This window comes from Amycolatopsis coloradensis, from assembly GCF_037997115.1.
In the GTDB taxonomy this organism is placed as follows: domain Bacteria; phylum Actinomycetota; class Actinomycetes; order Mycobacteriales; family Pseudonocardiaceae; genus Amycolatopsis; species Amycolatopsis coloradensis_A.
Window position 1 is genome coordinate 8,780,097 of record NZ_CP150484.1, and the last position, 19,140, is coordinate 8,799,236.

Here is a 19,140-nt window from a genome sequence, read left to right on the forward strand (position 1 = left end):
TCGCTCCCGCTCTCCGCCCGCAGATCGCGTTTAGCCCGCTAAACGCGATCTGGTGGAACTTGGCGCCTCAGACCCGCAGATCGCGATTAGGGGGCTAAACGCGATCCGGCCGCGGGGTGTGAAGCTGGTCGCAGGGGTGCGGGTGGGCAGCGCGGTACGGTCCTGCGAGGGCCACGTGCCCGGCCGGCGGAATCGAGCAGGAGGTCACACGGTGCCCGATCGGTTGTTCCCCACGCTGGCGAGCGGCGCGGCCAAGGAGGCGCTGCGCTTCGGCGACATCTCCCTCACCTACGACGACGTCGCGGCCATCGCCGGCACACTCGCCCGCGACCTGCCGAGCGACCGCGTCGCCGTCTGGGCGACGCCGTCGGTGCACACCAGCGTCGCCGTCGTCGCCGCCCTGCTCGCCGGCGTCCCCGCCATCCCGCTCAACCCGAAGATCGGCGAGCGCGAACTCGCGCACATCCTCACCGACAGCGAGCCCGTCCTCGTACTCGCCGAACCGGGCGTCGGCCTGCCCGCGGGGCTCAGCGGCCTGCCGCGCCGCGACGTCGTCCTCGAAGGCACGCCTGTCGATCTCCCCGCCGAACCGGACGCCGAAGCCCCGGCACTGATCGTCTACACCTCCGGCACCACCGGCCCGCCCAAGGGCGTCGTCCTCCCCCGGCGCGCCATCTCGACGACTCTCGACGCGCTCGAAGACGCCTGGGAATGGACCGCCGACGACGTCCTGGTCCACGGCCTGCCGCTGTTCCACGTGCACGGCCTGATCCTCGGCATCCTGGGGCCGCTCCGGCGCGGCGGCTCGGTCCGGCATCTCGGTCGCTTCTCCACCGAAGGCGTCGCACGCGAACTCGCCTCCGGGGCGACGATGCTGTTCGGCGTCCCGACCATGTACCACCGCATCGCGGGCGAAGTCGGTGAAGATCCGTCGCTCGCCGAAGCCCTCGGCGGCGCCCGGCTGCTCGTCTCCGGATCGGCCGCGCTGCCCGTCCACGATCACCAGCGCATCACCGCGGCGACCGGCCGGCGCGTGATCGAGCGCTACGGGATGACCGAGACCCTCATGAACACCAGCATTCGCGCCGACGGCGAGCACGTGCCTGGCACAGTCGGTGTCCCGCTGCGCGGCGTCGATCTCCGGCTGGTCGACGAAGCGGGCAAGCCCGTCGAGGAGATCGAGACCGTCGGCGAGATCCAGGTCCGTGGGCAGAACCTGTTCACCGAGTATCTCAACCGCCCCGACGCCACCGAAGCCGCCTTCGACGACGGCTGGTTCCGGACCGGCGACATGGCGACCCGCGACGGGGCCGGATACGTGAAGATCGTCGGCCGGAAGGCGACGGATCTGATCAAGAGCGGCGGCTACAAGATCGGTGCGGGTGAGATCGAGAACGCGCTCATGGAGCATCCCGGCGTCGCGGAGGTGGCGGTGACCGGCGAGCCCGACGACGACCTCGGCGAGCGCATCGTGGCCTGGGTGGTGCCCGAAGGAGAACGCCCGGCGGAGTCGGAACTCGCCGACCACGTCTCGCGCCTGTTGTCGCCGCACAAACGGCCTCGGGTGGTCCGCTATCTGGAAGCGTTGCCGCGCAACGACATGGGCAAGGTCATGAAGCGAGCGCTCGGATGAGCAGGCTCTCGGCGCGGTCCGTCATCAAGGGAATCGCGAACGATTTCGAGGATCTGGACGTCCCGCGTTCCGAGGAGCCGGACGACGGGCCGATCGGCTGGCCGGGTTACCGCTCGGCACGCGAGACCGCCGAAGAGCGGACTGGAGAAGACGAGTCCGTGGTCTGCGGGACCGCCAGGATCGGCGCCGTCGAAGCGGTCGTGATCGCCTTCGAGTTCGGCTTCCTGGGCGGGTCGATCGGCCTGCGGACCGGTGACCGCGTCGAAGCGGCGTTCGCGCGGGCGGTCGAATCCCGGTTGCCCGTGGTGTCACTGATCGCGACCGGCGGCAGCCGCATGCAGCACGGGATGCGGGCCCTTTCGCAGTTGCAGCGCATCGCGCGGGCGGCGGCCGGAGCCCGGTCGGTGCCGCAGATCTCGGTGCTGCGCGATCCGACCACGGGCGGCGGCTGGGCGACCCTCGGCGCGAGCGCCGACGTCGTTCTCGCGCTACCCGAGGCACAGGTCGGTTTCGCCGGTTCCCGCGTGCGGCCCGTCGGCGCACCCGCGGAGGCGTACACGGCCGAAGCGAAGTTCGCGTGGGGCCAAGTCGATCAGATCGTGGTGCCTGCCGACCTTCCCGCCGCACTGGAACGGTGGCTGCGCCTCCTGACTTCGCCGACGCCGGAAGCCGCGAAGCCGCCTGGCGCGCTCGGGGTGACGGACTTACCCGACAGCGGATGGGACGCGGTCCAAGCCGCACGCTCCGCCGAGCGGCCGAGGGCAGCGGAGTACCTCGACGCGTACTTCGACTGGCGTGAGGAGGTCTCGGGCGACAGGTGCGGCGGAGTCGACTCCGGTGTCTTATGCGGCTTCGGCTGGCGAGGCGGCCGAGCGATCGCATACGCCGCGCAGTGCGGAACGCCGACGTCGCCCGCGGGTTTTCGGACGGCGGCGCGTCTGGTGCGGCTCGCGTCGAGGCTCGGAATCCCGGTCCTCACCCTCGTCGACACCCCGGGCGCGGCGAACGACGAGGCGGCCGAGCGGGCCGGGGCCGGCGCGGCGATCGCGGAGTTGTTCGAGGCGGTCGCGAGCGCGGCCGTGCCGATCACGACCCTGGTGATCGGGGAAGGTGGGTCCGGAGGCGCGCTCGCGTTCGCGGCGCCGGGGTCGACGTGGGTGACGCCCGGCGCGTACTTCTCGGTGACCTCGCCGGAAGCGGCCGCGGCGATCCTCAAGCTGCCCGCCGACGAAGCCCCCGCCCTCGCGGACCGACTGCGGCTACGCCCCCAAGACCTTGTCGACCTGGGGATCGCGCGCTCCGTCGTCGGCCCGGCGGATCGCGTTTAGCCCGCGAAACGCAAGTCAGACGGCACAGATCGCGATTAGGGGGCTAAACGCAGGTGGGCCCGCAGATCGCGATTAGCCCGCTAAACGCAGGTCTGGCGTGCGGGACGTCCAGGTGCCGTGCGGCTCCAGGGTGACCAAGCGGACATCGTCCTCACGGCGCTCAAGCCGCACGACGAGGTAGTCGTCCGACAGGCGTTCAGCGGACCCTTCGCCCCATTCGACGACCAGCGCGGATCGCTCCAATTCGGTGTCGAGGTCCAAGTCTTCCAGCTGCGAGAGATCCCCGCCGAGCCGGTACGCGTCCACGTGTACCAGCGCGACCCCGGAAGCCCCCGCCGGATGCACCCTGGCCAGCACGAACGTCGGCGAGCTGACCCGCCCGCCGACCCCGAGACCTTCCGCGATCCCGCGGGTCAGCGTCGTCTTGCCCGCCCCGAGCGGCCCGGCGAGCAGCACCAGATCGCCCGCGCGCAGCGAACGTCCGAGCTCGCGCCCGAAATCCATCGTCGACTCGGGAGTCGGGAAAGCGAAATTCATCAGCGTTGCCACCACCAGGTCCGCCGTTCGGAAGTCTCACCATCGGTGCCCGTGCATCGTTGCACCAAGTCGATCAGGTGGCTGTTCACCAGTTCGGGTTGTTCCAGCTGCACCATGTGCCCCGCGCCGCGGACGCGCACCAGCTCGGCGTCCGGTAGCTCCGCCGCGATCCGCTCGGCGTGCGCGATCGGCGTGAACCGGTCGGAATCCCCGCCGACGACCAGCACGTGCGCGTGCTTCAACCCGGCGAGCGCGGCGTACCGATTGTGGCTGCCGAGCGTGTCGACGAAGTTCACGAGCCCGCGCACGGGTGTCACTTCGAGCATTTCCAGCATGAAGTCGACGAGTCGCGGCGACACGTCACGGCTGCCGAAAGCGAGCCTGCGTACGGCCTGCCGGGTCAGCTGCCCGCCTGCCGCGCGCACGAACTCGACGAGCCCCGGCTGCCAGCCGGCCAGTCCGCCGACGCCTCGCGTGAGCGGGTTGTACTTAGAGAGCAGTGATCTCGGCAGTCCCCGCGCACCGACTTCACCCGCCGCGGTCGCGATGAACGCGACTCCGCAGACACGGTCGTCGAACAGCTCGGGATGCTCCGAAGCGAGCTCCATGATCACCATGCCGCCCATCGAATGCCCCATGAGCACGATGGGCCCCTCCGGCACCACCGAGCGCAGGACCATGTCGAGGTCGCGCGCCAGCTGCTCGATGGTGCTGGTCTCGGCGGTCGCGGCGCCGGATTGCCCGTGCCCGCGATGGTCGAAGTACACCTGTCGCACGCGCGGCAGCTTCAGCGAAGCGAGGTCTCGCCGCTGGAAGTGCCAGCAGCGCTTCGACAACGCGAAACCGTGCACGCCGACGACGGTCAGCTCCGGTTCTCCTCCATCGGCCGGATCGATCTCCTCGACCGCGAGCGGCGTGCCGTCCTCCGCCGCCACTGTCGATGTCCGGTCCGGTGCGAGATCCCCCAACGGCTCGTCCACGAACGGATCCTCACTCTGCCGCCGCTGCTGAGCGGCGACGGCGATCGCGGCGGCGGTGCCGGTGGCCACCGCCCCGACACCGCCGACGATGGCCAGCAGTCTTCGTGAAGGTGTCACGAGCCTGCCTCCAGATACGTCCGGTGGATACGCGGGCGGTACATCGAAGTCACGATCTCGTAGTCGATCGTCCCCAGCTTGTCGGCCCATTCCCGGGCCGTCGGCTCGCCGGAAGCGCCTGCGCCGAAGAGGATCACTTCGCTGCCGATGGACGGCTCGTCGTCTCCGCAGTCGACGATCAGCTGGTCCATGCAGACGCGGCCGACGACCGGCCGTCGCTTCCCGGCGAGCAGGACGTCCATCCGCCCGGACAGCGACCGCGGCACGCCGTCGGCGTATCCGACGGGGACGAGCGCGAGGGTGGTGTCGCGTTCGGCCGTCCAGCTGTGGCCGTACGAGACCGATTCGCCGGCCGGGATCCGCTTCGTGAGCACGACGGACGACTTGAAGGTCATCGTCGGGCGCAGATCGTCGCCGGTCGGCACCGGGTTCAGCCCGTAGATCGCGATCCCGGGTCGGACGAGGTCGAAGTGCAGGTCGGGCCTGGTCAGCACGGCGGCGGAGTTCGCGATATGCCGCATCGGGTCCAGGCCGGCGGCGCGGGCGATGTCGTAGGCCTCGTCGAATCGCTTCGCCTGCGCGTCGATGGAGGGGTGGCCGGGCTCGTCGGCGCAGGCGAGGTGCGACCAGATCGCGACGACCTCGATGAGCGGCTTCGCGGCCGCCGCGGCCTTGACCAACGCCGGCCACTCCGCAGGCGGGCAGCCGTTTCGGGAGAGCCCGGTGTCGATCTTGAGGTGAACCCGGCAGATCGCGTTTAGGGGGCTAAAGTCGCGTGCCCGGCGCGCGCCGTCGGCCACGCGGGCCAGCTCGTCGAGGGAGCTGACGGCGACGTCGATGTCTTCGGCGACCGCGGGCGCGAAGTCGGCTTCGGGAGTGTCGAGCCAGCTGAAGAGGCGAACACCGATCCCCGCCCGGCGCAGCGCGAGCGCCTCGCCGAGAGAGCAGGTGCCCAGCCAGGTGGCCCCACCCTCGACGGCGGCACGGGCGACCTCGAGGGCTCCGTGCCCGTAGCCGTCCGCCTTGACCACGGCCATGGTCTGGGCCGAGGGAGCGCGGGACGCGAGCAGGGCGACGTTGTGCCGGATGGCGGACAGGTCGATGACGACCTCGGCACGCGGGAAACTGGCGGTCATAACGACCACCAGTTTCCCACGAACCGGCTCAGGACAAGCGCGCCCCGTCGGTGGCGGAGAACACGTGCAGCTCGTCGGGACGGATCCGCAGGTGCAGGGTGTCACCCATGGCCGGCGGCTTGCGCGGGTCGACACGGGTGACGACGTTCGACTTCGTGCCTTCGGCGTCGGTCTCGGCCAGCTTGCCGTACACGTACGCGTCCGAGCCGAGCTCCTCGACGAGGTCGACCTTGACCGGCACGGTGCCGTCCTCGCTGGTGGTCACCTCGAGCGACTCCGGACGGAAGCCGAGGGTGACCGTGTCGCCGTCGGCCTTGGCGAGGATCTCGCGCGTCAGCGGCACCCGCGCGCCACCCAGCTCGGCACCGTCTTCGGTGAGCTTCGCGGTGACGAGGTTCATCGCGGGCGAGCCGATGAACCCGGCGACGAAAGCGTTTGCGGGCCGGTCGTACAGGGCGCGCGGGGTGTCGCACTGCTGCAGAAGACCGTCCGAAAGGACCGCGACCCGGTCACCCATCGTCATGGCCTCGACCTGGTCGTGCGTGACGTACACGGTGGTGACGCCGAGGCGGCGCTGCAGCGCGGCGATCTGCGTACGGGTGGAGACACGCAGCTTGGCGTCGAGGTTCGACAGCGGCTCGTCCATGAGGAAGACCTGCGGCTCACGAACGATGGCGCGGCCCATCGCGACACGCTGGCGCTGACCACCGGAGAGCGCCTTCGGCTTGCGGTCGAGGTACTGCTCGATGTCGAGCAGCTTGGCCGCGTCGAGCACCTTCTGCTTGATCTCCGACGCCGGACGGCCAGCGATCTTCAGCGCGAAGCCCATGTTCTGGCCCACGGTCATATGCGGGTACAGCGCGTAGTTCTGGAACACCATCGCGATGTCGCGGGCACGCGGCGGCAGCTGCGTGACGTCGCGGTCGCCGATCCACACGGCGCCTTCGTCGATGTCCTCGAGGCCGGCGAGCATCCGCAGGCTGGTGGACTTGCCACAGCCGGAAGGCCCGACCAGCACGAGGAACTCGCCGTCGGCGATCTCGAGGTCGAGTGCGTCCACGGCGGGCCGCTCGGAGCCCGCGTAGCGCCGGGTCGCCTTGTCGTAGGTGATCGTGGCCATCGGTTCAGTCCTCTTTCGGTTTCGCGGAAATGCCGTGCCCGAGTTCGCGGGCTTCGAGATGCCGTTGCCGGATCCGGTGCCCTTCGGCGCTGTCCGTTTCGGTCGGCTCGAGTGGGGTGTAGCCGTGCTGTTCCTGCCAGCGGGGAGGTTCCGTGCTGGAAGCGAGGGCCCAGGCCGCCTGCCGCGCGGCACCGACCGCGACGTACTCGGCGACTTCGGGGATGACGACGGGCACGCCGAAGACGATCGGCGCGACCGCGCGGACGGCGGCCGACTGCGCGCCGCCACCGATCAAGAGCACGCGGCGGACTTCCAGCCCCTGCTCGCGCAGGGCGTCGAGACCGGCGGCGAGGCCGCACAGCATGCCTTCGACGGCGGCGCGGGCGAGGTTCTCGGGCGTCATGTTGGCGCGGGTCAGGCCGAAGAGCGTGCCGTTGGCGTCCGGAAGGTTCGGCGTCCGCTCACCGTCGAGGTACGGCAGGAAGGTGAGGCCGCCGGAACCGGGCCCGGCCGTGAGCGCCAGCTTGTCGAACTCCGCGAGTTCGACACCGAGCATCGCGGACGTCGCCGTGAGCACGCGGGCCGCGTTGAGGGTGCAGGCCAGCGGGAGGAAGCAGCCGGTGGCGTCGGCGAATCCGGCGACGATTCCGGACGGGTCGGCGCTCGCCGTCTCCGAGACGCCGAAGACGGTGCCGCTGGTACCGAGCGAGACCACGACGTCGCCGGGGGCGAGTTCGAGGCCGAGGGCGGCGGCCATGTTGTCACCGGTTCCGGCCGAGACCAGGATCCCGTCCGGGGTGTGGCCCGCGGCTTCGGCGGGGCCGATGACCCTGGGCAGCTCGGGAGTGCGGCCGCCGAAAGCGTGCGCGAGGAGGTCTTGGCGGTATTCGCCGGTGGCGGGCGAGAAGTAACCGGTGCCGGAAGCGTCGCCGCGATCGGTGACCGGCTCGGCGCCGGAGCCCAGCAACCGCCAGGTCAGCCAGTCGTGCGGGAGCAGAACGCGGGCGACGCGATCGGCCAGCGCCGGCTCGTTCTCCGCCATCCAGCGCAGCTTCGTGACGGTGAAGCTGGCGACCGGCACCGAACCGACGGACTTCGCCCAGCTCTCCGGACCGAGCTCGCCGCTGAGGTCTTCGGCCGCCTTCGCGGACCGGGTGTCGTTCCACAGCAATGCGGGCCGGACGACTTCGCCCGCCTCGTCGACGGTGACCATGCCGTGCTGCTGACCGCCGATGCCGATGGCGCCGACGCCGTCGAGCAGGCCGTCCGTGGCCTCGCGGAACGCGTCCCACCACGCGGCGGGAGCGACCTCCGTGCCGTCGGGGTGCGAAGCGCGGCCGGTACGGACGATCTCGCCCGTGTTCGCGTCGCAGACGACGACCTTCGTCGACTGGGTCGACGAGTCGATTCCGGCGACCAGGTCAGAACTCATATTCCGGCCCTTCCGGTGCGCACTCGACCTGCTCTATGGCGGTTCCCGCGGTCAGCGCCGCCTCGATCTCCTCGGTCGGCGCCTCTTCGTCGGTGATCAGGAGGTCGTAGTCACCGATGTCGCCGTACGCGTAGGTGGCGGTGCGGCCGAACTTGGAGTTGTCGACGACCAGGACGTTGCGGTCGGCGGTGCGCAGCGCGGCTTTCTTGAGCTCGGCGTAGTCCTGGACCGGGTGGAACAGGCGGCCGACCGCGACCGCGGCGACCGAGACGAACGCGATGTCGGCGTGCGTGCGGTCGAGGAACGCGACGACGTCCGGGCCGGCGCACGAGTCGAACTCGTGGTGGTAGCGGCCGCCCGCCAGGACGACCTCGACGCTCTTGGCCGGGCCGAGGATGCGGGCGGCTTCGAGCGAGTTGGTGATGACGGTGAGGTCTTCGACCTGGCCGAGGCGGCGGACGAGCGGGAAGAGCGTCGTCGAGTCGTCGACGAAGACCGTCTGACCGGAGTGGACGTGCGCCGCGGCGGCTTCGCCCAGCGCGTCCTTCGTGGCCTGGTTGAAGGTGTCGCGGAAGCGGGCGGCGGACTCCATGGTCGTCGCGGGGTAGGCCTCGACCTTGCCGCGGAGTTTGCGGAGGAGGCGGCGCTCGGCGAGGTCGTCGAGGTCGCGGTGCATCGTCATCAGGCTGACGCCGAAGCGGGCGGTGAGGTCGTCGATGCGGACCTCGCCGGTGGCGATGACGTGGTCGAGGATCTCTTGGCGTCGTTGCTCGACTGCGGCGTCCGATGGCCTGGTCTTAGACATGGGCGACACCGTTCACGACCCGGACCATCGCGGTCTCGGCGGGGTGGGTGTCGACGCTCACACCTGCTTCTTACCAGATTATTCGGCCGGAGTTAACACGTAACTCGATAACTCTCGCATTTCTTGCCACCTTCCCCCTGACCCACGGACCTGCGTTTAGCCCCCTGATCGTGCTCTGCGGGCANCCTGGCGAGGAAGCGGGCAAGGCGCTCACGGAGGCGCTCCCCGCCCGCAGAGCACGATCAGGGGGCTAAACGCAGGTCGGGGCTCTGGTCAGGAGGTCGGCGGGCGGACCGACCGGATGGCGTCCGGGACCGCCGCGAGGATGCCGGAAGCCGAGGTGGGGGCGCCGTCGGCGGCGAGGGAACCGGCGAGGGAATGGACGTGCGCGGCAGCGCCGGCCGCCAGCCACGGGTCGAGCCCCGAAGCGAGCAACGCGCCGACCAGACCGGACAGCACGTCTCCCGAACCGGCCGTCGCGAGCCACGACCCCCGCGGCGTGTTCACCAGCGCGCGCCCGTCCGGCGCCGCGACCACCGTGCAGTGCCCCTTCAAGAGCACGACGGCGTCGTACTTCCGCGCGGCCGACCGCGCCGCCGCGACCCGGTCCGCCCCCGGCGGCGAACCCATCAGCCGCTCGAACTCCCCCGCGTGCGGAGTCAGCACGAGCGGCGTGTCCGGATCACGCGCGTCGAGCACGTCGGGCGAACGCGCGATGATCGTCGTCGCGTCGGCGTCCGCGCACACCGGCACGCCGCGGCCGAGCACGAACCGCAGCACGTCCCGCCCCTCGTTCCCCGTGCCGATACCCGGCCCGACAACCCACGCCTGGACCCGGCCCGCGTCGGTCACCGAACCCGTCGCGATGATCTCGGGCCACTGCCCGCGCACCACGTCCGCGGCATGGCCGGCGTACCGCACCAGCCCGGAAGTCGCCCGCACCGCCGCACCGGCCGCGAGCACGGCCGCCCCCGGATACGTCGCCGATCCGGCGGCCACCCCGACCACGCCCTGGCTGTACTTGTCGTCGTCCGGACCGGGCATCGGCCACGCGGCGGCGACGTCCGCCGTATCGAGTCGCTGCAGATCGGGATCGGTTAGCCGTAGTCCGATGTCCACCAGCGAGACCTCGCCGCAGGAAGCGGGTGCGAGGGCGTGCACCGGCTTGAGCGCGCCGAAGGTGACGGTCCGATCCGCCACGACCGCCGGACCGTCGACGGCGCCCGTGTCCGGATCCACCCCGCTCGGCAGATCGACCGCGAGCACCGGCGAGCTCACGTGCTCCAGCAACGCCGCGGCATCCGGCCGCAGCGGCCCGCGCGCCGAGATACCGACGATCCCGTCGACGACGAGGTCGGCCCGCCGGATCCACTGTGGACCGTCCTCAAGGGACACGACCTTGCCGCCGGATCGCTTCAGAGCGGCCAAACCCGGGCCGTGCGCGCGTTCGGGCTTCAGCAGGATCGCCGATACGGCCACATTGCGGCGGCGCAGGAACGCGCCCGCCCACAAGGCGTCACCGCCGTTGTTGCCCGACCCGACGAGCAGCGTCACGCGCCGCCCGGACACCGAACCTGTGTGCTCGGCCAGCATGTCGGCGGCGTGCACCCCGAGACCGAAAGCCGCGCGCCGCATGAGCTCGCCGTCCGGAGTGACGGCGAGCAACCGGTCCTCCGCCGCGCGAATCCGTTCCGTGGTCCAGATTCCCTGCACGACGCCTCCGGTCTATTACTCGACGGTGACCGACTTCGCCAGGTTACGCGGCTTGTCGACGTCGTACCCGCGCGTGCGGGCGATCTCGGCGGCCAGCACCTGCAGCGGCACCGTGGAGACCAGCGGCTGCAGCAGCGTCGGCACGGCCGGGATCTCGATCAGTTCGTCGGCGAACGGGCGGACGGTCTCGTCTCCCTCCTCCGCGATCACGATCGTGCGGGCGCCGCGAGCCTGGATCTCGCTGATGTTCGACACCAGCTTCGAGTGCAGCACCGCCCGTCCCTTGGGCGAGGGCATCACCACGACGACGGGCAGGCCTTCTTCGATCAGCGCGATCGGGCCGTGCTTGAGCTCGCCCGCGGCGAAGCCCTCGGCGTGCATGTATGCCAGTTCCTTGAGCTTCAGCGCGCCTTCGAGGGCGACCGGGAAACCGACGTGACGGCCGAGGAACAGCACGGCCTTCGAGTCGGCGATCCGACGGCCGAGATCGCGGACCTGGTCCACAGTGGACAGGACCTTCTGTACCGCGGCGGGCATGGCCTCGAGTTCGGCGAACTCACGGGCGACCTCGTCCGGGTACTTGGTGCCGCGGGCCTGCGCGAGCGCCAGGCCGACCAGGTAGTTGGCCGCGATCTGCGCGAGGAAGGCCTTCGTCGACGCGACACCGATCTCCGGACCGGCGTGCGTGTAGAGGACGGCGTCGGACTCACGCGGGATCTGCGCGCCGTTGGTGTTGCAGACGGCCAGGACGCGGGCCTTCTGCTCGCGCGCGTGGCGGACGGCTTCGAGGGTGTCCGCGGTCTCTCCCGACTGGGAGACGGCGACGACCAGCGTCGCGCGATCCAGCACCGGGTCGCGGTAGCGGAACTCGCTGGCCAGCTCGACCTCGACCGGCAGGCGGCACCAGTGCTCGATGGCGTATTTGGCGACGAGGCCAGAGTGGTACGCGGAACCACAGGCGACGACGAAGACCTTGTCGACGTCACGCAGGTCCTGGTCGGAGATGCGCTGCTCGTCGAGGATGATCCGGCCGCCGTCGAAGTGGCCGCGCAGCGTGTTCGCCAGTGCCTCCGGCTGCTCCTCGATCTCCTTGAGCATGAAGTACTCGTGGCCGCCCTTTTCCGCGGCCGAGAGGTCCCAGTCGACGGTGAACGGCTTGGCCTGGGCGGCGTCGCCGTGGAAGTCGGCGACCTCGTAACCGTCGCGGGTGATCACGACGAGCTGATCCTGACCGAGCTCGACCGCCTCACGGGTGTGCTCGATGAACGCGGCGACGTCGGAGGCGACGAAGTGCTCGCCCTCGCCGACACCGACGACCAGCGGCGACGAACGACGGGCGGCGACGATGGTGTCCGGCTGGTCGGCGATGCTCACGACCAGGGTGAACGCGCCTTCGAGCCGACGGCAGACCGCGGCGACGCTGGCCGGGAAGTCACCCTTGGTGTCGCCCTCGGTGTAGGCGCGGGCGATCAGGTGCGCGGCGGTCTCGGAGTCGGTGTCACTCGCCATCTCGATGCCTTCGGCCTCGAGATCGGCGCGCAGGGCGGCGAAGTTCTCGATGATGCCGTTGTGCACGACGGCGACGCGCTGGGAGGCGTCGCGGTGCGGGTGCGAGTTGCGGTCGACCGGGGCGCCGTGGGTGGCCCAGCGGGTGTGACCCATCCCGGCGGTACCGGTGAAGGCGTCCCTGCCGACGGTGTCGAGCTGGGTCTCCAGGTTGGCCAGGCGGCCCGCTTTGCGCTCGACGTTCAGCGCGCCGACGCCATCGAGGACGGCGACGCCCGCCGAGTCATAGCCGCGGTACTCCATCCGGCGAAGCCCGCCGATGACGACGTCCAGAGCCGGGCGGTGTCCGACGTATCCCACGATTCCACACACGGCCACCAGCCTAACGACGGAAATTCGGCCCCTTCGCCCGGGCGCCCGCACCTGCGTTCAGCGGGCTAAACGCGACGCTTAGGCACGCTAAGCAGCGCAGTTAGCCCGCGAAAGGCGAACGCCGGGGCGGCGCGCGGGCCGGACGGGAGCGCGGGCAGTAAGGTCACGAGCATGGCCAGCAAGCCCAAGCAGCTGCTCGCGGAGCTGTCCCACCCAGGTCCGCACGAGGTTCTGCGCGGCAACCTCGCCCTGGTCGGACTGCCCGGCGTCGTGTTCACCCCCCGTTCGGGACTCGGTCTGCCCGCGATCGCGTTCGGGCACGGCTGGTTGCAGCCGACCGGAAGCTACCGGCACCTGCTCCGGCACCTCGCGAGCTGGGGCATCATCGCGGCGGCCCCGGCCACCCAGCGCGGCCCGCTGCCTTCGCACCGGCTGCTGGCAGGCGATCTGCTCACGACGCTCGACCTGATCACGACCGTCCGCCTCGGACCGGACGGCATCAGCGTCGACCCGGCGAAACTCGGCCTGGCCGGGCATTCGACCGGCGGCGGTTCGGCGGTGCTGGCCGCCGCGCAGGCCGCCGAGAACGACGAGCGACCCGAGATCCGCGCGGTCGCGACCATCACCCCCGCGCAGACGCTGCCGCCGGCGACGGTGTCGGCACGGTCGGTGACCGCGCCCGGCCTGCACCTCGCGGCGGGCGAAGACCTGGTCGCGCCGCCCGTCGGACATGCCGAGGCGATCGCGGACGCGTGGGGCGGGCCGGTGCAGCTCCGGAAGCTCGGGAAGTCGTCGCACCTCGGTGTCACCGAGGGCAGGCACTGGAGCCAGCTGCTGCTGCACGGGAAGCCGCACCGCGGGACCCAGCAGCTGACGCGGGCGCTGTTCACCGCGTTCTTCCTCACCCACCTGACGGGGACGACGAAGTACCAGCCTCTGCTGGACGCCGACGTCAAACGCGCCCCCATCGAGCTCCAGGACGAACCCGCCGCCTGACCCGCCCGGATCGCGTTTAGCGGGCTAAACGCGATCCGGGGGTGAAGCCGGTCAGTCGACCATCCACGAGTTGTTCGAGAAGTCGTCGTCGTCGAATCCCTTGTCGTCACGGGCGTGACGACCGCGGCGACGCGCGGGCGTGCCAGGCGCTTCGGGCGCCGCGGCGCTGGGAGCGGGCGTCGGCGCCGCAGGCGGAACGTCCACCGTCGCCGGCATTCCGGGCACCCCCGGCGCGACCGGGAGCGGCGGAGGAGGAGGCGCTACCGGCCGCGACGCGTCAGGACGGGCACCGAACTCGGCGAACCGGGCGTCCGGCTTGTCGTCGTCCTCGATGTCGAAGCCGATCGTGTGACTGCGGTCGGCGGTCGTCTTGCCGGTCAGCCAGCCGCCCGCCTCCTTGCTCCGCTTCCCCAGCTCCTGCATGTGCGCGGCGTACTTGTCGTGGACGGCGGCGTCCTTCTGCATGGTCTCCACCGCCTGGGCCTTGGCGTCGGCGAGATGCCGCTCCCGCAGCCCGCGCTGCTCCAACTGCTCCGTGATGGCGGCGTCCTGCCTGGACATGGCGGCCGCCAGCCGGTCAACAGCGCTCATCGGTCCTCCCTCGTTCCCCGGCTACCGATCATCGCTCGTAACTGATCGAACGGTCGCCACCCTCGTCGTCGAGCGAGCCGCTGATCCGGCCGCCCGCGCCACTGGTCTCGAAAATGCCGCCTTCGACGCGGTACTGGCTCGACCCGCGCTGCGTGTCACCCCCGCCACCACCGGCCGCGCCGCCCATGGCGCCCATGCCACCCATCATGCCGCCCATTCCGGCGGGCGAGCTCGCGGCACCGGCGTTCGCGGGCGCCGGGTCCATCCCACCCGGAGCCATCCCGAGACCGCCCTCGGCCCCGGCCGGCTGCGCGCCACCTCCGGACTGCATGCCCGCTTCCAGCGAACCGGCTTCGTTCAGCGACCCCGACGAACCACCTTCGAGAGGGCTGCCGATCGCGCCTTCGAAGCTGCCACCGCCTCCCGCGGTCGGCACGGTGCCATCGCCACTGACACCCGACGCGCCGCCCGCGGTGGCTTCGGCCCCCGCGGACACCGAAGCGGTCCCTTCGGCGCCGACACCGACCTCGACTCCGCCCGGAGCGCTGAAGCCACTACCGCCGCCGCCACCGGGCGCCATCCCGCCGTCAGCGGGGGCGGGCATGGGACGAACGTCTTCGACCTTGCCGGGCTGAGGGTTGCCGGGGTTCCGGTCGTCGAGACCGTTCTTGATGTCGTCGGTCTCGAGGACGTCGCCGGTCTTGAGTTCCTTCTTCTCACCCTTTTCGTCGAGGGTGTAGGTGGTCGGCTCGCCCTTGCCGTCGTCGACGGTCACCACGGTCGGACCGTTCGGTCCCTGCGGCTGCTCGGCGGTGATCTTGAGGTTGCCGTCCTGGATGTGGATCTTGCCGTCCGGGCCGGGCCGGTAGACGCCGTCGGGGCCGGGCTCACCCTCCTTGACCGTGCCCTTCGGCCCGAACTCGCCGTCCTTACCCTCTTCGCCGGGCTTGCCGTCCTTGCCCTCTTCGCCCTTCGGGTCGTCGAAGTCGAGCTTGTAGTCCTTCTCGTTGCCCTTGCCGTCGTCGACCTTGATGTCCATTTTGCCGTCTTTATCCGGCTCGGTCATCTCGATCTTGTTGTCGCCCTTTTGGACGGTCATGGTGTCCTGACCGTCGATGCCGTCCTTGATCGCCTCACCCGTCGCCGGGTCGATCGGGTACGGCTTGCCGGTCTCGGGGTCCAGCTCGAGCGGCTTGCCGGTGACCGGGTTCATGCCCTCGGCGGGCTTGTCCTCCGGCTTCGGCGTTTCGGGAACCGACGCGGCGGGCGGCGTGCTGGCGCCACCGCCACTCCCGCTTCCGCCGCCAGTACCGCTTCCACCGCCAGTACCGCCGCCGGTGTTCCCGCCGCCGTTGTCGTTGCCCTTGCCCTTGCCGTCGTCGGCGGGCGGCTTCTCGGATCCGGGCGCGGGGAACGGGTTCGTGTAGTCCTCCATGAACCGCGACAGCTCGTGATACTGCGTGTTGATCGTCTCGGTCGCGTTCTTGCAGAGCTTCTTGAAGTTCTCGAAACGCTCACCGAACTCGGTGGCGAACGAGCCCTTCAGCCACTGCTTCGCGGCCCCGATCGCGTAGTCCTTGTTCTCGTCGTTCAGATCGCAATCGTCGTGACGCAGCCGTTCGGCGAGGTTGTTGCCCGGGCACGCGGAGTCGAGCCAGTACGCGACGTCCATGAGCTTTTCTTTGGAATCGACCTTGCCGTTGGCGATCTCGACGACCTGCTTCGCGATGTACAGCGGCGCCGTGGCGACCTTGTCGACTCGGAGCTTCAGCGTTTCGTCGACCTTCAGCTTGAGCGCGCTGTAGATCTTGTCGATGGTCGACGGCACCAGTTTGATGGCGCCGTCCATCTGCGCGATGAGTTCCTTCGCGTCGGGCTGGATTCGCTGCTCGTACTTGACCTTCGCGGCTGTTGCGCCCTCGCCCTTCCAGTCGTGGAAGAGCGTGGTCAGCGCCGCCGTCGCGTCCTTCTGGGTCTGCTCGACGGCCTTCTTCGCGTCGCCGAGATCTTCGACCTCGTCGAACATCTTCTGGAAATTGATCTCACGGTTCTCGTGGAACCGGTCCCAGATGTCGGTCTTGTAGCTGATCTCGTACGACTTCTCCGGCATCTTGTTCCAGACCTGCTCAGCCCAGTCGGAAAAGAAGTCCAGCGCCGGCTTTCCGAGGTCGAGCACCTGGTCGGACTTGGTGGTGGAGCCACCCGCGGCCGGCCGGGACATGGAGTCGAGATCCTTGTCGGCCTGTTTCGTGGCGGCCGCCTGCTTTTTGTCCCCGGCGGCGTTCGAGTCGCGTTCGGCGACGGCCTTCTTGTAAGCCTCTTCCCTGTTGACGAAGGGGTTCAGCAAAGCGTCTTTGGTGCCCTGCGTGATGTAGGGGTCGTTCAGGATTTCCCGTACCTGGGCGGGCGTCGGTTCACTCATTACTGGGCTCCCGCCTTGTTGGCAGCCGCGGCGTTCGCCTGGTCGGATGAGGTGTAGCGGGTCGACGCGGTGCTGACTCCACCGGCGAGCTGGGTGAGCTGGCCCGCATACCCCTTCATCGCGTCGGAAATGGCGAGGATCCCGGTGGCGTAGCCCTTTTGGTAGTCCTTGTGGACCCGGCCGAAGTCCGCGGGCTGAACCTGCGTCGGCCCCACCTTCCCCGCCTCGGACGTCGTGTTCTCAGCTGCGCGCTCCAACGACGTCGACGCCGTGAGCATCGCCTCTGAATCGGCTTTGTAGCCCCCGTCCGGCATGACCGGTGCCCCCTTCGTCCCGCTGTATCCGCCTCGTTGTCCTACCTACGACGCACGCCGGCGGCATCAGGTGCCATCGCATATGCACACAGAATGTACCCACCGGTCATCCGGGCCGCAGGGACATTCACACCTTTGCTAACTCAAACGATTTCGGCGCAAGAAGCCTGGTAGACCGCGTTTCCGGGGTTTCGCACCCGCCTCGACCGCCTCGGCGAGCACGGTGGCCGCGCCGCGGATGTCGACCAGGCGATCCAGCTCGTCGAGGTCGATGTCGATGCCGAACTCCACCTCGACCGTCGCCAGGAGCCGGACGCGGCGCCGGGAGTCGACGCCCATCTCGGCGAAGGGTGTGTTCTCGTCGATGGTGTCCGGATCGACGTCGAAGGTCTCGCAGACGAGGGCCTTGATCTCGTCGACGTACTCGCTCCCGTCAGCTGCCATGGAGGGATTCTGTCCCATCCGCGGTCCAGTACCGCGTTCTGGCCGCGGAACGCGCGACCTTGCCGCTGGAGGTCCTCGGCAGTCCGCCGGGTTTGACCAGGAAGAAAGCACGAAGCCGCACGTCGTGCCGCTCGGCGACGGCACGGGTGGCGGCCCGCGCGATCTCGGCTTCGTCGAAGTCCGGGGCCTTCCGAGCGCGCTCGGCGACCACGACGACACCCTCCCCTTCATCACCGTCGACCGAGAACGCGGCGACTCGTTCGGGCGCGAGAAGAGGATGCGCGGCGGCGACCGTCTCCTCGATGTCGTGGGGGCTGTGATTGCGGCCGTCGATGATGATCAGGTCCTTGATCCGGCCGGTCACCGACAGCCTGCCGTCGCGGATCATGCCCAGGTCGCCGGTGCGGAGCCAGCCGCCTTCCCCGTCGAGTTCGGCGCCGAACACCTCGGCGGTCAACTCCGGACGGCGCCAATACCCGGCGGCCACGTTGGGCCCCTTGACCCAGATCTCGCCCATGTCGACTTTAGCGGGCAAAACGCGATCCGGCGGGGGCACGACGCGGACCCGCTGCCCCCTGGGCCAGCCGATCTCGACGATTTCGCGGCCGTCCACCTCGGTCACCACCGGGCCGCCGGAATCGCCGCTGGCGACGTAGACCGTGGCTTCGGCCAGACCGTAGGACGGCCGGAACGCGCCCCTCGGAAAGCCATGGGGTTCATAAGCGGCGAGGAACTCCCGGACGGTCGCCGCCCGGACCGGTTCACTGCCGCTGAGCGCGATCGACACCGTCGAGAGGTCGTACTCGGCGCGTTTCGGCTCGGGCACGGCCTCGGTCACCAGGTCGTACGCGAAGTTCGGGGCCGCGGTGAGCGTGTTCGGATACGACGACATCAGCAGCAGCCAGCGCTCCGGGCGCCGGATGAACTCCAGCGGCGCGATGAACACCGTCCGGCCGCCGCAGTGCATCGTCCCCGCGAGCAACTGCGCCAGCCCCATGTCGTGAAAGAACGGGATCCAGCCGACGCACGTGGTGCGCTCGTCGACGTCGTAGGCGTCGCAGATCTGCCAGCAGGCGGCCGACAACGCCCGATGCGTGATGATCACGCCGGCGGGTGATCGCGTCGTGCCGGAGGTGTACTGCAGGTAGGCGGGGTCTTCGGGGGAGACCGGCGACGGCGGCGTCTGGTCGGCCGGGTCCAGTGGCAAGGTGTCGACGGCGATGATCTCGCGGGGCGCCGGAACCGCCTCGGCCCTGGCGAACTCGGTCAACCGCTCGACCAAGGACTCCGACGTGAGCCAGATGTCGGCGTCGCAATCGTTGAGGACCCCGACCAGCCGCTCGCGGTGAGCGCGGACGTCCGGTGCGGACAGTGGCACCGCGACAGCCCCGGCATACAGCGCGCCGAAGAAGGCGACGACGTAAGAGAGGTCTTGTCGCGCCGTGATCGCCACGCGGTCTCCCGGCTGGATCACCTCACGCAGCTTCGCCGCGACAGCGCGGACGTTGACGAGCAGTTCGGCCCAGGTCAGCGTGTCCTCGACGGGCTCGTGCCGGTTCGAGCAGTCGAGGTGCGTGTACGCCGGACGATCGACGTCGGCGCGTTCGAGCAGGCGGCGCACGAGCGGGGTCCGCAACACTTCGTCGGGCACTTCTGGTGACACTGGCACATCCTCCGGCCGCGCATGGGCATCA

At 69.9% G+C, this 19,140-nt stretch carries 16 protein-coding genes; 3 read left to right on the top strand and 13 right to left on the bottom strand.

Features of this window, described 5'->3' with window-relative positions:
* The first annotated feature begins 211 nt into the window (after positions 1 to 211).
* Both LCL61_RS41120 and LCL61_RS41125 read left to right on the top strand, forming a co-directional pair.
* Positions 212 to 1,633: an acyl-CoA synthetase gene (locus LCL61_RS41120; protein WP_340684726.1), complete on the top strand. Its 1,422-nt coding sequence runs from the start codon at positions 212 to 214 to the stop codon at positions 1,631 to 1,633.
* Complete coding sequence (locus tag LCL61_RS41125; RefSeq protein ID WP_340684727.1) at positions 1,630 to 2,961, top strand: carboxyl transferase domain-containing protein; 1,332 nt, start codon at positions 1,630 to 1,632, stop codon at positions 2,959 to 2,961. The genes LCL61_RS41120 and LCL61_RS41125 overlap by 4 nt, the downstream gene beginning before the upstream one ends.
* A gap of 72 nt (positions 2,962 to 3,033) precedes the next feature.
* Here LCL61_RS41125 and tsaE read toward each other — a convergent pair whose 3' ends face one another.
* From tsaE to glmS, 8 genes are all read right to left on the bottom strand, one after another.
* Complete coding sequence (gene tsaE, locus LCL61_RS41130) at positions 3,034 to 3,498, bottom strand: tRNA (adenosine(37)-N6)-threonylcarbamoyltransferase complex ATPase subunit type 1 TsaE (RefSeq protein WP_340684728.1); 465 nt, start codon at positions 3,496 to 3,498, stop codon at positions 3,034 to 3,036.
* Positions 3,498 to 4,595, bottom strand: coding sequence for an alpha/beta fold hydrolase (locus LCL61_RS41135; RefSeq protein ID WP_199745637.1), 1,098 nt, complete (start codon positions 4,593 to 4,595; stop codon positions 3,498 to 3,500). Before LCL61_RS41135 ends, tsaE begins: the two co-directional genes overlap by 1 nt.
* Positions 4,592 to 5,731 (bottom strand): alanine racemase, encoded by a 1,140-nt coding sequence (alr, locus tag LCL61_RS41140; protein WP_340684729.1) that lies wholly within the window; start codon positions 5,729 to 5,731, stop codon positions 4,592 to 4,594. The genes LCL61_RS41135 and alr overlap by 4 nt, the downstream gene beginning before the upstream one ends.
* A 28-nt stretch (positions 5,732 to 5,759) precedes the next feature.
* Entirely contained in the window at positions 5,760 to 6,851 is a 1,092-nt protein-coding gene (locus LCL61_RS41145; RefSeq protein ID WP_034304347.1) for an ABC transporter ATP-binding protein, read from the bottom strand.
* Between the two features lie 4 nt (positions 6,852 to 6,855).
* A complete protein-coding gene (gene xylB, locus LCL61_RS41150; RefSeq protein ID WP_340684730.1) occupies positions 6,856 to 8,283 on the bottom strand; it encodes a xylulokinase in 1,428 nt (475 codons plus the stop codon).
* Complete coding sequence (locus LCL61_RS41155; protein ID WP_340684731.1) at positions 8,273 to 9,088, bottom strand: DeoR/GlpR family DNA-binding transcription regulator; 816 nt, start codon at positions 9,086 to 9,088, stop codon at positions 8,273 to 8,275. The genes xylB and LCL61_RS41155 overlap by 11 nt, the downstream gene beginning before the upstream one ends.
* 273 nt (positions 9,089 to 9,361) lie before the next feature.
* A complete protein-coding gene (locus LCL61_RS41160; RefSeq protein ID WP_340684732.1) occupies positions 9,362 to 10,801 on the bottom strand; it encodes an NAD(P)H-hydrate dehydratase in 1,440 nt (479 codons plus the stop codon).
* A gap of 15 nt (positions 10,802 to 10,816) precedes the next feature.
* Positions 10,817 to 12,679: a glutamine--fructose-6-phosphate transaminase (isomerizing) gene (glmS, locus tag LCL61_RS41165; RefSeq protein WP_340684733.1), complete on the bottom strand. Its 1,863-nt coding sequence runs from the start codon at positions 12,677 to 12,679 to the stop codon at positions 10,817 to 10,819.
* Positions 12,680 to 12,850: 171 nt separating this feature from the next.
* On the opposite strand from glmS, the gene LCL61_RS41170 reads away from it, so the two are divergent.
* Positions 12,851 to 13,675, top strand: a complete 825-nt coding sequence (locus tag LCL61_RS41170) for a dienelactone hydrolase family protein (protein WP_340684734.1) — start codon at positions 12,851 to 12,853, stop codon at positions 13,673 to 13,675.
* A gap of 51 nt (positions 13,676 to 13,726) precedes the next feature.
* Here LCL61_RS41170 and LCL61_RS41175 read toward each other — a convergent pair whose 3' ends face one another.
* From LCL61_RS41175 to LCL61_RS41195, 5 genes are all read right to left on the bottom strand, one after another.
* The gene (locus tag LCL61_RS41175) at positions 13,727 to 14,266 is read right to left on the bottom strand and encodes a hypothetical protein (RefSeq protein ID WP_340684735.1); all 540 of its coding nucleotides are present in this window, start codon (positions 14,264 to 14,266) and stop codon (positions 13,727 to 13,729) included.
* 28 nt (positions 14,267 to 14,294) lie between these two features.
* Positions 14,295 to 16,688 carry a hypothetical protein gene (locus LCL61_RS41180; RefSeq protein WP_340684736.1) on the bottom strand — a complete coding sequence of 798 codons (2,394 nt, stop codon included), beginning with the start codon at positions 16,686 to 16,688 and terminating at the stop codon, positions 14,295 to 14,297.
* On the bottom strand, positions 16,688 to 17,002 hold the full coding sequence (locus LCL61_RS41185) for a hypothetical protein (RefSeq protein ID WP_276366451.1): 315 nt from the start codon (positions 17,000 to 17,002) through the stop codon (positions 16,688 to 16,690). Before LCL61_RS41185 ends, LCL61_RS41180 begins: the two co-directional genes overlap by 1 nt.
* Before the next feature lie 138 nt (positions 17,003 to 17,140).
* A complete protein-coding gene (locus LCL61_RS41190) occupies positions 17,141 to 17,446 on the bottom strand; it encodes an acyl carrier protein (protein WP_020633351.1) in 306 nt (101 codons plus the stop codon).
* Positions 17,436 to 19,097: a fatty acyl-AMP ligase gene (locus LCL61_RS41195; RefSeq protein WP_340684737.1), complete on the bottom strand. Its 1,662-nt coding sequence runs from the start codon at positions 19,095 to 19,097 to the stop codon at positions 17,436 to 17,438. The genes LCL61_RS41190 and LCL61_RS41195 overlap by 11 nt, the downstream gene beginning before the upstream one ends.
* Positions 19,098 to 19,140: the final 43 nt, after the last annotated feature.